Origin of the sequence: Pandoraea morbifera, assembly GCF_902459575.1 — a bacterium.
Lineage (GTDB): Bacteria > Pseudomonadota > Gammaproteobacteria > Burkholderiales > Burkholderiaceae > Pandoraea > Pandoraea morbifera.
Map to the genome: position 1 here is coordinate 316,239 of NZ_CABPSD010000004.1, position 14,951 is coordinate 331,189.

12 protein-coding genes are annotated in these 14,951 nt (G+C 64.7%); 4 read left to right on the forward strand and 8 right to left on the reverse strand.

What is annotated here, in order from left to right:
* Positions 1-37: 37 nt before the first annotated feature.
* The gene (locus PMO31116_RS09595; RefSeq protein WP_023594157.1) at positions 38-1,189 is read right to left on the reverse strand and encodes a ribonucleotide-diphosphate reductase subunit beta; all 1,152 of its coding nucleotides are present in this window, start codon (positions 1,187-1,189) and stop codon (positions 38-40) included.
* Positions 1,190-1,762: 573 nt separating this feature from the next.
* On the opposite strand from PMO31116_RS09595, the gene PMO31116_RS09600 reads away from it, so the two are divergent.
* Positions 1,763-2,761, forward strand: coding sequence for an aldose epimerase family protein (locus PMO31116_RS09600; RefSeq protein WP_174971050.1), 999 nt, complete (start codon positions 1,763-1,765; stop codon positions 2,759-2,761).
* Between the two features lie 110 nt (positions 2,762-2,871).
* Here PMO31116_RS09600 and PMO31116_RS09605 read toward each other — a convergent pair whose 3' ends face one another.
* From PMO31116_RS09605 to PMO31116_RS09625, 5 genes are all read right to left on the reverse strand, one after another.
* Entirely contained in the window at positions 2,872-5,832 is a 2,961-nt protein-coding gene (locus PMO31116_RS09605) for a ribonucleoside-diphosphate reductase subunit alpha (protein WP_023594155.1), read from the reverse strand.
* A 373-nt stretch (positions 5,833-6,205) separates the two neighbouring features.
* Positions 6,206-6,805 (reverse strand): 1,6-anhydro-N-acetylmuramyl-L-alanine amidase AmpD, encoded by a 600-nt coding sequence (gene ampD / locus PMO31116_RS09610; protein ID WP_150566501.1) that lies wholly within the window; start codon positions 6,803-6,805, stop codon positions 6,206-6,208.
* Positions 6,806-7,351: 546 nt separating this feature from the next.
* Positions 7,352-7,864, reverse strand: coding sequence for a DUF1269 domain-containing protein (locus PMO31116_RS09615; protein ID WP_023594153.1), 513 nt, complete (start codon positions 7,862-7,864; stop codon positions 7,352-7,354).
* 205 nt (positions 7,865-8,069) lie between these two features.
* The gene (locus PMO31116_RS09620) at positions 8,070-8,354 is read right to left on the reverse strand and encodes a PP0621 family protein (RefSeq protein ID WP_150566502.1); all 285 of its coding nucleotides are present in this window, start codon (positions 8,352-8,354) and stop codon (positions 8,070-8,072) included.
* Between the two features lie 6 nt (positions 8,355-8,360).
* Positions 8,361-9,245, reverse strand: a complete 885-nt coding sequence (locus PMO31116_RS09625) for a cytochrome C assembly family protein (protein WP_150566503.1) — start codon at positions 9,243-9,245, stop codon at positions 8,361-8,363.
* Between the two features lie 136 nt (positions 9,246-9,381).
* Between PMO31116_RS09625 and ffh the strand changes: the two genes are divergently transcribed.
* Positions 9,382-10,746, forward strand: a complete 1,365-nt coding sequence (gene ffh, locus PMO31116_RS09630) for a signal recognition particle protein (protein ID WP_150566504.1) — start codon at positions 9,382-9,384, stop codon at positions 10,744-10,746.
* Between the two features lie 106 nt (positions 10,747-10,852).
* Complete coding sequence (locus tag PMO31116_RS09635; RefSeq protein ID WP_023594149.1) at positions 10,853-11,401, forward strand: hypoxanthine-guanine phosphoribosyltransferase; 549 nt, start codon at positions 10,853-10,855, stop codon at positions 11,399-11,401.
* Between the two features lie 116 nt (positions 11,402-11,517).
* On the opposite strand, the gene PMO31116_RS09640 is transcribed toward PMO31116_RS09635, so the two are convergent.
* Entirely contained in the window at positions 11,518-12,111 is a 594-nt protein-coding gene (locus PMO31116_RS09640; RefSeq protein ID WP_023594148.1) for a MarC family protein, read from the reverse strand.
* A 111-nt stretch (positions 12,112-12,222) separates the two neighbouring features.
* Positions 12,223-13,962 (reverse strand): proline--tRNA ligase, encoded by a 1,740-nt coding sequence (locus tag PMO31116_RS09645; RefSeq protein WP_150566505.1) that lies wholly within the window; start codon positions 13,960-13,962, stop codon positions 12,223-12,225.
* A gap of 214 nt (positions 13,963-14,176) precedes the next feature.
* Between PMO31116_RS09645 and PMO31116_RS09655 the strand changes: the two genes are divergently transcribed.
* Positions 14,177-14,824, forward strand: a complete 648-nt coding sequence (locus tag PMO31116_RS09655) for an RNA pyrophosphohydrolase (protein ID WP_246185223.1) — start codon at positions 14,177-14,179, stop codon at positions 14,822-14,824.
* The last annotated feature ends 127 nt before the right edge of the window (positions 14,825-14,951 follow it).

The following is a 14,951-nucleotide window of genomic DNA, read 5'->3' on the forward strand; positions in this document are numbered from 1 at the left end:
CTCGCTTTCCAGCGAGCATCCATTTCACTGCAACCACTCAGTCCCAGCTCAGCGCGCCACCGGTCTGGTACTCGATCACTCGCGTCTCGAAGAAGTTGCGCTCCTTCTTCAGGTCGATCATCTCGCTCATCCACGGGAACGGATTTTCTTCGTTCGGGAAGAGTGCCTCGAGACCGATTTGTGCGCAGCGACGGTTCGCGATGAAGCGCAGATAGCTCTTGAACATGCCCGCATTCAGACCGAGCACGCCGCGTGGCATCGTGTCTTCGGCATAGCGGTACTCGAGCTCGACTGCCTTCTTGAACAGTTCGCGGATCTCTTCGCGGAACTCCGGCGTCCACAGGTTCGGGTTTTCCAGCTTCACCTGGTTGATCAGGTCGATGCCGAAGTTGCAGTGCATCGACTCGTCGCGCAGGATGTACTGATATTGCTCAGCGGCGCCGGTCATCTTGTTCTGGCGACCCAGTGCGAGGATCTGCGTGAAGCCGACGTAGAAGAACAGGCCTTCCATGATGCAGGCGAAGACGATCAGCGAGCGCAGCAGCTTCTGGTCGGCTTCCTGCGTGCCCGTCTGGAACGACGGATCGGCCACCACCTCGATGAACGGCAGCAGGAACTCGTCCTTGTCGCGAATCGACGGCACTTCATGATAGGCGTTGAAGATCTCGCCTTCGTCCAGACCCAGGCTCTCGACAATGTACTGATACGCGTGCGTGTGGATGGCCTCTTCGAACGCCTGGCGCAGCAGGAACTGGCGGCACTCCGGCGCGGTGATGTGGCGATAGGTGCCCAGCACGATGTTGTTCGCGGCGAGCGAGTCGGCCGTCACGAAGAAGCCAAGGTTGCGCTTGATGATGCGGCGCTCGTCCTCGGTCAGACCGTTCGGATCCTTCCACAGGGCGATGTCGCGCGACATATTGATTTCCTGCGGCATCCAGTGGTTCGCGCAGCCGGCGAGATACTTCTCCCAGGCCCACTTGTACTTGAACGGCACCAGCTGGTTCACGTCCGTCGTGCCGTTGATCACGCGTTTGTCCGAGGCGCTCACGCGACGCGTCGACTGCGAGGCGATCACACTCGGGGTATCCCCCTGGGTGCCGAGGATGTTCGACGCAGGCGCAGCGGCCGGGCTCGGAGCGGCGGCCGGAGCCGGCGATTTGGCAGTGGTGTCTTCTTCCCAGTTCAGCATAGGGTCTCAGTCCGTTCAGGTTGATGCGATACACGCGCGAACGTGCATCGCCGAAGTGACAGATCAGCCGTTCGGGTTCGAAGGCTGACGAAAAATTTGCGATCCGGCGACCGACAGCTCGTTGCCGGTGGCGTAACGTGCATGACGTCCATCAGATCCGCCGGAAAAATTGCCGTGTTTCGGGGGTAATGCAGATGCGCTGATGCGCAATGTTGACCAACAACGCCGACGCGAGAGCGGTAACAACATCATGTCCTCCCGACGTCGAATTGAACGTCTCCAATTTAGCACAATTACGTCACTCATTCCAGCACGCAACACTACATATAGTGCCGCATCGCACGACGACCACTATACCTAGTGTCCAGCGGGTTTCCCCTCGTGCGCCCCGGGCGGCCTCGCGGGACCGGCATCTTGCCACGAAACGCCGCCGCGCGACAGCGGGTCGCACGCGTCGAAATGGCGCGGCGCGACATTGGCGTATCCTTGTCAGCGAGCGCCACCGCATGGACAGCCGGCACGACAGATTGCGGCGCATGCCACATCACGGCGCAGACGAAGGAGATACCGACGATGACTTCCCCAGGCCCCGACGGCCGACCGGCGAATACCCCGCCGACACCCAGCGACTCACCTTCCGCCGCGCCGCCGTCACCCGGCCCGACACCGCTCGTCCTCAGCCCCGGCAAACCGATTCGCCTGACCAGCGGCGCGCTCCTTGCCGAGGTACAGCCGGGCGCCGGCGGCCGCCTCTCGCGGCTCGCGCGCCGCGACACGCGCGGCGATCTGTTCGACTACCTGGTTCCGCTCGGCAACGACCCGTTCCCGTCGGACGAGTGGCCGAAGGCCGGCGCATTCCCGATGCTGCCCTATACCAATATGCTGCGAGACGACAGGTTGCACTGGCGCGATCGCACGATCACCGTTCGCGAGCAGCCGGCGGCGTCGAGCTCGCTGCACGGCTGGGGGCTGCGCCGCGAGTGGGAAGTCGTCGACGAAAGTCCCCACTGCTGCGTGCTGCAACTCGACTGCCCCGCCCAGCCCGAGTGGCCCTGGCACTATCAGGCGTACCTGTCGGTCACGCTCGACGCGCAGGGCGTCGACATGCAGCTCTCGCTCACCAATCTGTCCGCCGACGCCATGCCTGGGGGGCTCGGTCTGCATCCCTACTTCCGCTGGCCGGCCGGCGCGCGACTGACGTTCGAATCGGAGGCCGTCTGGCATTCGCCCTCCGAAGACGTGAGATGGCCGAGCGAGCAACGCATTCATGTGGGCGCCATCGAGGTGGTGTCCGTCGGCGGCGGGCTTGACATGGAGGGCCGCTCGACGTGGTTCGCCGAAGCGCCCTCCGGTTCCGGGTGCTTCGATGCCCGCATCGACTACGCCGGTGGCCTGCGCTCTGCCACGGTGCGCAGCAGTGACGCACCTTGGCTCGTGGTGCACTCGCCGGCGGGTCGCCCCTACCTGTGCCTGGAGCCGTCCACGCATCGCGTGGGCGAGTTCGACCACGATCACGTTGTCATCGCTCACGGCCAGACACTCGATCTGACGATGCGCATCGATCTGGCCTGACGCCCGGGCGCCGGCAAGAAAAAACCCCGTCGGCCCGCAAGGGCGACGGGGTTTTTTTGCGACCGGGGCAACGTGCACGCCACCCCGGTGCGCCAGGCGCGAGCTTCAGCTTACTGGCAGGCTTCGCACTCGTCGAAGCCGGGGTCGCCCGGGCGCATCGTGCAGACCGCGCCTTCGGCGTCCGGCATCGGCTGGGCCAGCGGCGAGAGCGGCGCGCTCGGTTCGGCCGAGAAACCACCCGACATGCCGCCCGAGCTCGGCACCGCGTTCAGCGCACCGTGGCTCACCGTGGACTTCTCGACGTGCGTCGCGGCCATCGTACGGAGGTAGTACGTGGTCTTCAGGCCGCGCGTCCATGCCAGCTTGTACGTCTCGTCGAGCTTCTTGCCCGAGGCACCGGCCATGTAGATATTGAGCGACTGGGCCTGATCGATCCACTTCTGACGACGCGACGCCGCCTCGACCAGCCACTTCGGCTCGACTTCGAACGCCGTGGCATAGATCTCGCGCAGGTCGGCCGGCACGCGGTCGATACGCGAGAGCGAACCATCGAAATACTTCAGGTCGGCGACCATCACTTCATCCCACAGACCGCGGGCCTTCAGGTCACGCACCAGGTACTCGTTGACCACCGTGAATTCGCCCGAGAGGTTCGACTTCACGTACAGGTTCTGGAACGTCGGCTCGATGCAGGCCGACACGCCGATGATGTTCGAGATCGTTGCCGTCGGCGCAATGGCCACGCAGTTCGAGTTGCGCATGCCGTGCGCGGCGATGTGCTTGCGCAGGCTGTCCCAGTCGAGCGAGCTCGACAGGTCGACGTCGACGTAGCCGCCGCGCTCTTCGGCCAGCAGCTTGAGCGAGTCTTGCGGCAGGATGCCGCGATCCCACAGCGAACCCTTGTACGACGAATACTGACCGCGCTCCTTGGCCAGCTCGGTCGACGCCCAGTAGGCGTAGTAGCACACGGCTTCCATCGAACGATCGGCGAACTCGACGGCAGCGTTGGACGCATACGGCGTACGCAGCAGGTGCAGGCAGTCCTGGAAGCCCATGATGCCCATGCCCACCGGACGGTGATGCAGATTCGAATTGCGCGCCTTCGTCACCGCGTAGTAGTTGATGTCGATCACGTTGTCGAGCATGCGCATCGCCACGCGGATGGTGCGCTGCAACTTCTCGTGATCGAGCTCGTAGCCGTTGGCGGTCTGCTTCAGGTGAGCCACGAGGTTGACCGAGCCGAGGTTGCACACGGCGATTTCGGTCTCGCTCGTGTTCAGCGTGATTTCCGTGCACAGGTTCGACGAATGCACCACGCCCACGTGTTGCTGCGGCGAGCGGATGTTGCACGGATCCTTGAACGTGATCCACGGGTGGCCGGTCTCGAACAGCATGCCCAGCATCTTGCGCCAGAGCGCCTGCGCCGGAATCTTCTTGAACAGCTTGATTTCGCCGCGCGCCGCCTTCTCTTCATAGGCGGTGTACGCCTGCTCGAAGGCCTTGCCGTACTTGTCGTGCAGGTCCGGGCAGGTCGACGGCGAGAACAGTGTCCACTCGGCGCCCTCCATCACACGCTTCATGAACAGATCGGGAATCCAGTTCGCCGTGTTCATGTCGTGCGTGCGGCGACGGTCGTCGCCGGTGTTCTTGCGCAGCTCGAGAAATTCCTCGATGTCCAGGTGCCACGTTTCCAGATAGGCGCACACCGCGCCCTTGCGCTTGCCGCCCTGGTTCACGGCGACGGCCGTGTCGTTGACCACCTTCAGGAACGGCACCACGCCCTGGCTCTTGCCGTTCGTGCCCTTGATGTGCGAGCCGAGCGCGCGCACCTGCGTCCAGTCGTTGCCCAGGCCGCCGGCGAACTTCGAGAGCAGCGCGTTTTCCTTGAGCGCTTCGTAAATGCCCTCCAGATCGTCCGAGACGGTCGTGAGGTAGCACGACGAGAGCTGCGAGCGGCGCGTGCCCGAGTTGAACAGCGTCGGCGTGGAGCTCATGAAATCGAAGCTCGACAGGATCTGGTAGAACTCGATCGCACGCGCTTCGCGTTCGACCTCGTTCAGCGCCAGCCCCATGGCCACACGCATGTAGAACGCCTGCGGCATTTCAATGCGATGACCGTCGATGTGCAGGAAGTAACGGTCGTACAGCGTCTGCAGGCCGAGGTAGTTGAATTGCAGGTCGCGGTTGGCGTCGAGCGCGGCGGCCAGCTTGGCCAGATCGTACGAGAGCAGTTGCTCGTCGAGCAGCTCGGCCTCGACACCCTGCTTGATGAAGCGCGGGAAATAGTCGATGTAACGCGCGGCCATGTCGCCCTGCAGCACTTCCTCGCCGAGAATCTCGCGGCGGATCGTGTGCATCAGGATACGGGCGGTGACCTGGCTGTAAGCCGGTTCCTTCTCGATGAGCGTGCGCGAGGCGAGGATCGCCGAGTCGTAGACCTGCGACAGCGGCACGCCGTCGTACAGGTTCTTGATGGTCTCGGTCAGGATCGGCTCGGCGTCGACTTCATTGCCGAGGTTCTCGCAGGCGGCCTGCACCACGCCACGCAGGGCGGCCATGTCGAGCGGGCGCGACACGCCGTTGTCGGTGACATGCAGCACCGGCATGTCGGGCGCGGCGGCTTCGGGCGCAGCCTCGACCGCATGAGCGCGCTCCTGCGCGCGCTTCTCGCGATACAGCACGTAGGCGCGGGCCACGTTGTGCTCGCCTTCGCGCATGAGCGCGAGTTCGACCTGATCCTGAATGTCTTCGATGTGGAACGTGCCGCCGTTCGGGCGGCTGCGCATCAGCGCGCGCACGACGTTTTGCGTCAGTTGCTCCACGAGCTCGCGAACACGTGCCGACGCCGCGCCCTGACCGCCGTTCACGGCCAGGAACGCCTTGGTCACGGCGATCGCGATCTTCGACGGCTCGAAACCCACCACCGCGCCGTTGCGTCGAATCACTTTGAAGTCGGCGTTGGTCGCCGGCTCGAAGGCACCCGTCGTCTGGGGCGCCGACGCACCCGGGCCGGTGCCGGTCGTCGCGGCGGGCGTCGGGTTCGGGCGGGTGAGGTTTTCGTTAGTCTGCATGTAAAAACTCCCGTTCCAATGAGATGGTGCTGTTAGCGCGTCTCTACCAGTTTCACGACCGGCAAAAATACGCCCTGGGGGCGCCGATGGAGCGAAGTGCTGAACACCGCACGACCGACGGACGGCCAAGGGTTCAAGGTGTCCGCTGCACGGCTTTGCTGCTGCGCCGCCCCACAAAACGCCGCGGGACAAGCACGGTATTGATGGTTACTGCCTCCGGTGCCGGACTTCACATTAACCACTACATATAGTGGTCAGCACCGGAATTGGCACTAAGTATAGTGGAGATGACGCACTCCGCAAACCTGAAAATTTGATCCCCGGGAAGGCCCGTGGCATCGCCCTGTCAAGCAAAACCTACCCCGTCATCGGGTTAATCCGCTGCCCGAAACGGCAACGTTTCCGGAGCCAGGTCCGCCATTTCGCGCAACCGCCGCCACTCGAAGTGCGGCCCCGGGTCCGTCTTGCGCCCCGGTGCGATATCGGCGTGTCCGGCCACGGCTTGAATCGGATAATGCTCACGCAAGACGCGCGTCAGCGCCGCCAGCGTCACATACTGCGCCGCGGTGAACGGCAGGTCGTCGGTGCCCTCGAGCTCCACGCCGATCGAGAAATCGTTACAGCGGGTGCGTCCTTCGAACGTCGACGCACCGGCATGCCAGGCCCGCGCATTGCACGACACGAACTGCTGCAACGCACCATCGCGTCTCACGAGGAAGTGCGACGAGACGTGCACACCGCGAATCTCGTCGAAGAACGGATGCGCATCGTGATCGAGCCGGTTCTGAAAGAACGCCGCGATCTCGCCACCACCGAACTGTCCCGGCGGCAACGAGATGTTGTGCACCACGAGCAGGTCCGTCGGCATTCCGGGCGGCCGCATGTCGAAGTTGGGCGACGGCAGGCGCTCGGCCTCGACGATCCAGCCGTCGGCGTCGAGCGTGAGCACGGGCAGATCGCGTGGCGCGTTCATACGGCGCCTCGCGCGAGCGGGGCACGACGCACGGCATGCGCACGCGACCGGGGGAAAACGTTATGGGACGCAGAGGAATGGAGCATGACGGGCACCAAGAACTCCCGTAGAGCGAGGGGCGCCATTGTAGCCCACTTGAGGTGACGTCGTCGGCGCGTGGCCCGGGCCAACCCGGGCCGGCCTCCCCCGATGTCGCCGCTCGTCCGGCGAGTCGCACCGCGCACGGATGCCTGGCGTGGCGTCCCCGCACATCGGCATTCGTCGCGACAGATATCCACGTCCGGCGCTGCGGCGGCAGGTGCCCGTGCCCGCCGGCGCGCAACGTCCGACAAAGAAGAAGCCCCTCGCCCGACCTGGCCGAGAGGCTTCCATGGGCGTGACCACGCCCGGGGATGGCGTCGCTCTCGTGTCGTACGACACGCGCACCATCCCGCGCCGCTCACAGGTGCGGCGCCCTGGGCCGTTGCCGGCCGGTAACACTCTTGCGCTGCGTGACGCCGTTCACTGTCAATACGCTTGCCTCGCTTGTCTCGTACCGCAAGCCGATCAGGGGAATGCCGGAATCGCGGCCTCGACCCCTTCCATGTGCGCCTCCGGATGATGCGCCTTGAGCATATCGCGAATCTCGTCGACGCGGCTGTCGCGCACATCCACCATGAGCAGGATCATGCCGCGCTCGAGCGGTTCGCGGAACGTCTTGAGTCGCGAGTTCGGCACCGAGACGCCGATCATGCTCGACACCCACGCGCCGAAGAGCGCACCGAGCGGTGCCGTCACGATCATCAACTCCCACTGGGGACGTGTGCCCACGATGGGGAAAAACGCGGCGACCGCACCGACCGCCAGACCGCAGAAGCCGCCGATCACGAGTCCGGCTTCGGCGCCGTGCACGATATCGGACGTCTGCAGCAGGTTGGCCTCGTGCAGTCCCTCCAGGTCCATTTCGTCACGTGCCATGAAGTGGATGTGACGCTCCTCGATCCGCGCGAGCAGCAAGTCGCTCATCGTGCGCTGCGCACTGGCCAGATCCGGGAGAAGGAAATACATCCGTCTGCGCATTAGCATGTCGCGCCCTCCTGTCGTCGCCCCCTGAGTTGTCGTTCTTGTGGACGGGGTCAGTAACTGTGTTTTAGTGCATGCGAAAGGCATGCGCAAGCCACCCCGCGGGACGACCGCGAGAAAGTGACGAAGTCTGGAGAGAGTCTGTCGCGAACCCGGGGAGGAATCGGGACGCTCGCCGCGCGATCTGGCCGCGCGGCGGCATTCAGACGCGGTGTTCGCGCGCGAGGTACGCGTCGCGATGCGCGCCGCTGCAAAAATGCTTGCCGTCGGCACCGGCGACGGCGTCACTCTCGGGAAGATACGTATCGCACTCGCTGCAACGCACCATTCGCTCGGCGGGCGGCAACGACTGACGCGGCGACGCGCCGGCCCCGTTGGGCGACGACGCCCGCATGCGCGCATCGCGAGCGTTGCGCTTGCGTTCGTTGTTTCGCATCCACCAGGTGCCCGCAATCAACAAAAGCAGTAACAGCAGGATATTGCGCATCGCGCCTCAAGTCTCCGTCATGCGATGCAGCACCACCTCAAGCACGAAGCGAGAGCCGACATACGCCAGCAACAGCGCCACGAACGACGCCAGAACCCAACGCAGCGCGACCTTGCCGCGCCACCCGTAGAAATGCCGGCCCAGCAGCACCGCGCCGAACATCAGCCACGACACCACCGCGAACACGGTCTTGTGATCGATGCGCACCGCGCGCCCGAACAGCGCCTCGGAGAACATCACACCGGAGACCAGCGTCAGGGTCAGCAGCACGAACCCGGCGCCGATCAGCCGGAACAGCAGTTTTTCCATCGTGAGCAGCGGCGGCAGCGTCTCGAGCCAGCGCGAGAGCCATCCGGTTGCCTCGCCGCCGCGCGACGGGTGCAGTTGCCGCTCGGCATAGATCATCAGCAATGCGTGCAGCGCCGCGAGCGCGAACAGTCCGTAGGCCATGTTCGCGATGATGAAATGCGCCTTGAAAATCGGTTCGGCGGCGAAGCCCAGAATGCGCACATCCGGAAAGATCATCGGCACCAGGCACGCCACGGCCGCCACGGGCGTGACCATCAGACGCAGGCTGTCGAGCGGGAAGAAGAAACTCTCGATCCAGTAGATCCCGACCGACAGCCACAACATCGCCGAGAGCATGTACGCAAACCCGAAGTGCATGCTGTCGGCGCGGAAGATCGTCTGATGCAGCAGCACCCCGTGCAACACGAGCACGACGAACAGCGAGAGCTGCATCGGCCAGCGCGATGCGGTGCCCGTGACCGGCGCAGGCGCGACCTGCCCGCCCGCGAGTGCGAGCGCGGCGTCGCGCCGATACCCTTGCCACGAACAAACCGCCAACCCGGCGTAGAGGATGGCGGTCAGCGCATACAGTAAAATAGTCATGCTTGAAGTTTACACCAGCCCATGACGGGCGCGCTGCCGTCCCCGCAGACATCCCCGCTTCGGCCCGCCGGCGGCGGGTCGCGGTCCGCGGGCGGGGCCGAACCGGGCCACTTGCAGGTTTTACTGGATACGTTTCATGCTCGACAATCTCACTACGCGCCTCGCCAAGGTCGTCAAGACGTTGCGCGGCGAAGCCCGCCTGACCGAGGCCAACACGCAGGAAATGCTGCGCGAAGTGCGTCTCGCCCTGCTCGAGGCCGACGTCGCCCTGCCGGTGGTCCGCGATTTCATCGCCAAGGTCAAGGAAAAGGCCCTGGGCGAGGAAGTCCTCGCCAGCCTTTCGCCGGGCCAGGCGCTCGTCGGTGTGGTACAGCGCGAACTGACCGCACTCATGGGCGGCGACTACGAAGGTCGCGCCGCCGAGCTCAATCTCGCCACGACTCCGCCCGCCATCATCCTGATGGCCGGTCTGCAGGGCGCCGGCAAGACGACCACCGTCGGCAAGCTCGCCAAGCTGCTGCGCGGCCAGAAGAAAAAGGTGCTGACGGTCTCCACCGACGTCTACCGCCCCGCCGCCATCGCCCAGCTCGAGACGGTCACGCAGCAGGTCGACGCCGACTTCTTCCCGTCGCAACCCGACCAGAAGCCGGTCGACATCGCCCGTGCGGCCGTGGACTGGGCGCGGCGTCACCATCATGACGTGCTGCTCGTCGATACCGCCGGCCGTCTGGGTATCGACGAAGCGATGATGCAGGAGATCAGCGCCCTGCATGCCGAACTCAAGCCGATCGAGACGCTCTTCGTCGTGGACGCCATGCTGGGTCAGGACGCCGTGAACACCGCGCGCGCGTTCAACGACGCCCTGCCGCTCACCGGCGTGGTGCTCACCAAGCTCGACGGCGACTCGCGCGGCGGCGCCGCGCTGTCGGTGCGCCACATCACGGGCAAGCCGATCAAGTTCGTCGGCGTGGGCGAAAAGCTCGACGGCCTCGAAGTCTTCTACCCGGATCGCATGGCGAACCGGATTCTCGGCATGGGCGACATTCTCGCGCTCGTCGAGGAAGCGCAGCGCGGTGTGGACGTGCAGGCCGCACAGAAGCTCGCCGACAAGGTCAAGAAGGGCGGCGACTTCGACCTGAACGACTTCAAGGCGCAAATCGGTCAGATGAAGAAGATGGGTGGCCTGTCGTCGCTCATGGACAAGCTGCCCGCGCAGTTCCAGGCTGCGGCCAGCCAGACGAACATGGACCAGGCCGAGAAGCAGGTGCGCCGCATGGAAGGCATCATCAATTCGATGACGCCCGCCGAGCGCGCCAAGCCGGAACTCATCAAGGCGAGCCGCAAGCGCCGCATCGCCGCCGGCGCCGGTGTGCAGGTGCAGGAGGTCAACCGCATGCTCAATCAGTACGACCAGATGCGCACCATGATGAAGAAGCTCAAGGGCGGAGGCATGATGAAGATGATGCGCAGCATGAAGGGCATGATGCCCGGCATGCGCTGACCTTTGCTCGTCCGGCAGCGGTTCGGACGTAGCGCCGGGTTTTCCGGCGATACTCCGGGCCGCCGTTAGCGACATCCCCGCAACACGTTCCACAGGGTCGCCCCATATGAACCGCGAAGAAGCCCTCGAAGTATTCCGTAATTCCGAAGAAATCGTCACCGCCGAGCAGGTGAACCGCTCCGTCGACACGATGGCCAAGGCCATCAAGGACGCCATCGGCGACGAGTTCCCGATGGTGCTGTCGGTCATGGGCGGCGCGGCCGTCTTCACCGGCATGCTGCTCCCGCGCCTGGACTTCCCGCTGGAGTTCGACTACATCCACCTCTCGCGGTACAACAACACCACCACCGGCGGGGCCATGCAGTGGCGCGTGGCGCCGCGCGACTCGGTGCGCGATCGCGTGGTGCTCGTGCTCGACGATATCCTCGACGAGGGCGCCACCATGGCGGCCATTCGCGACCGGATCCTCGAGATGGGGGCGTCGAAGTTCTACAGCGCCGTGCTGTGCGAGAAGATCCTGACCAAGGACAAGCCGTCGCACCCGGACTTCTGCGGCTTCACCGTGCCCGATCGCTACGTCTTCGGCTGCGGCATGGATGCCAAGGGCTACTGGCGCAACCTGCCGTCGATCCGCGCACTGACGACACCGCGCTGAGCCGGGCGGGACATTGTCCCCGGAACGAAGTCAAAGGGGCCTTGCGAGGCCCCTTTTTCATTGCCGATCCTCCGATTACCCACCGCGCCGGGCGGTGCGTCCCCGTACGAAAGGTCTCAAAACTGATGCACGAAGACCTTCACGCCCTTGAGGATCATCTCGACCGAGATCGCCACCAGAATCAGTCCCATGAGCCGCTCGAAGGCCGCCACCACGCGCGAGCCGACCCAGCGCTCGATGCGATCGGCGAGCAGCAACACCACCGCGCACACGGCCATCGTCACGCACAGCGCGGTAATCCATTCGACCATGCGTCCCGGTTGCTGCGACACGAGCAGCATGACCGTGGCAAGCGCGGAGGGCCCGGCGAGCGCCGGAATCGCCAGCGGGACGATGAGCGGCTCGCCCGCGTCGGGCAACGAGCCTTGGTCGGGGCGGGGAAAGATCATGCGCAGCGCGATCAGGAAAAGCACGATGCCGCCGGCGAGCTGCAGCGACAAGTCGGTGAGACTCATCATGCGCAGAAAGCGCTCGCCCACCAGCATGAACAGCAGCAGGATCGCGAAGGCGATCATCACCTCGCGCACGATCACGCGTGGGCGCCGATGGGCGGGCACGTTTTTCAGCGCGTTCACGAAAATCGGGATATTGCCGAACGGATCGGTGATGAGCAGCAGCAGTACCGTGGCCGATGCGAAGGTGTATTCCATGCGCGGATCGCTTGCAGATAAGACAACGGCAGCCGCGGGGGCGACTGCCGTCGGGGATTGCCATGGCCGTCGGGAGACGCGGGAAGCCTCTCCCGGACCGATGCCAGGAACTCAGACCGCCTTGGCGGCGCGCACCTTGCCGGCGACCAGGTCGGCGACCGACGCGGCGTCGAGCAGTTGCGCCTGCTCGTCTCGACGGCCCTGATATTCGATCTTCCCCTCCTTCAGGCCGCGGTCGCCGATCACCACGCGATGCGGCACGCCGATCAGCTCCCAGTCGGCGAACATCACACCGGGACGCTCGCCACGGTCGTCCAGAATCACGTCGATGCCGGCGGCGAGCAGATCCTCGTACAGTTTGTCGGCGGCGGCGCGCACCGCGTCGCTCCGGTCATAGCCCATCGGGCACAGCACGACCTCGAACGGCGCGATCGATTCCGGCCAGATGATGCCGCGATCATCGAAGTTCTGTTCGATCGCGGCGCCGAGAATACGCGTGATGCCGATGCCATAGCAGCCCATTTCCATCGGTGCCGGCTTGCCAGTCTCGTCGAGGAAGGTCGCGTTCATGGCGTCCGAATATTTGGTACCGAGCTGGAACACGTGCCCCACTTCGATACCGCGGCAAATCGCGATTTCGCCCTTGCCGTCCGGCGAGGCGTCGCCCGCCACCACGTTGCGCAGATCGAACACCAGGTCCGGCTCGGGCAGATCGCGGCCCCAGTTCACGCCGGTGATGTGGAAATCGACTTCGTTCGCCCCCACCACGAAATCGCTCATCTTGGCGACCGTGCGATCGGCCACCACCTTGACCGGCTTCTTCGTGCCGACCGGGCCGAGGTAGCCCGGGGGCGTGCCGAACCATTCGACGATCTCGGCCTCGCTGGCGAAGCGGAAGCCCGAGAGCCCCGGTACCTTGCTCGCCTTGATCTCGTTGAGCTCATGATCGCCGCGCAGCAGGAGCAGCCACACGGTCGTGCCGGCATCCTCGCTGTCGGTTGCCAGCACGATCGACTTGACGGTGCGCTCGAGCGGGATCGACAACAGTTCCGCGACCGCCTCGCACTTTGCCTTGCCCGGCGTGGCGGTCCTGGTCATGGCTTCGGCGGGCGCGGCGCGCTCGCCTTGCGGCGCCATGGCTTCGGCCATCTCCACGTTGGCGGCATAGTCCGACGTGGGGCAGTAGGCGATGGAATCCTCGCCAGTCTCGGCGATCACGTGAAATTCGTGCGAGCCCGAGCCGCCGATCGAACCGTTGTCCGCGACCACCGCGCGGAACTCCAGACCCAGGCGCGTGAAGATGCGCACGTAGGCATCGAACATCTTCTGGTAGGAAACCTGCAGGCCGGCGCGATCCTTGTCGAAGGAGTAAGCGTCTTTCATGATGAACTCGCGCCCGCGCATCACGCCGAAGCGCGGGCGGATCTCGTCGCGGAACTTCGTCTGCACCTGATAGAAGTTCACCGGGAGTTGACGGTAGCTCTTGATCTCGCGACGTGCGATGTCCGTCACCACTTCCTCGTGGGTCGGCCCGACGACGAATTCGCGGTCATGACGATCCTTCAGACGCAGCAGCTCCGGGCCGTACTGCACCCAGCGCCCCGATTCCTGCCACAGTTCGGCCGGCTGCACGGCCGGCATGAGCAGTTCGAGCGCGCCGGCGCGGTTCATTTCTTCACGAACGATGGCTTCGACCTTGCGGATCGAGCGCAGGCCGATCGGCAGGTAATCGTAGATACCGCCGGCAACGCGGCGGATCATGCCGGCACGCATCATCAGCTTGTGGCTGACGATTTCGGCGTCGGCGGGAGCTTCCTTGAGGGTGCCGATGAAGAAACGGGAGGCTTTCATGCAGATTTCCGGAAAAATGAGGGTCAACGGCGCGCGCAGCGGTTCGGTCAATGGTCGGGAGCGAGGCCGGGGCGTGCCAGAACGGCGTCGCAGCCCCTGAGACACCCGCCGGCCGTACGCGCCGCCCCGGTCTTACCCGAGCCGCCGCCGGCCGCCGCGCCGGTGATTATCTGTTTATAATCGAAGCAATTTTAAAGGATTCAAGGGTGGTTGTATGCTGGACCGTGAAGGCTTTCGCCCGAACGTCGGCATCATCCTCTTAAACGCACGCAATGAAGTGTTCTGGGGCAAGCGGCTGGGAGAGCACTCCTGGCAGTTTCCGCAAGGCGGCATCAAGTACGGCGAAACGCCGGAACAGGCCATGTTCCGCGAATTGCACGAGGAAACCGGGCTAAAGCCAGAACACGTCAAAATCATCGGTCGCACACGCGACTGGCTGCGTTATGAGGTGCCGGACAAGTTCATCAAGCGCGAAGTGCGCGGACATTACCGGGGCCAGAAGCAAATCTGGTTCCTGCTGCGCATGGTGGGTCGCGATTGCGATATCTGCTTGCGTGCGACCGATCATCCCGAGTTCGATGCCTGGCGCTGGAACGAGTACTGGGTGCCGCTCGATGCCGTGATCGAGTTCAAGCGCGAGGTGTATCAACTCGCCCTGAACGAACTCTCGCGCTATCTGCGACGCTCGGCGGCGCGGGCCCAGCAGGACCGGCGGCGATTTCCTCGCGCGGGCGCACGGGTCGGCGAGTTGCCACCGGGGGGTACGAGCGGACAAGACGCTCCGGACAGTGGGGCCGGCGTGACCAACATGTCCGGCGCCAACGGGCCGGCAGGTACCGACGCCCCCCACCGGGAGCACTGAACCACCGCCGGCAACGGCGTGTCACATCACCGGACGCGGGCGTCGTGCCCGCGTCCGCTTTCGATCCGGCGTCCTGCGGGATGCCATGCGGATGATCCGCTCTCGTTCACCAGACATCCAACCGATT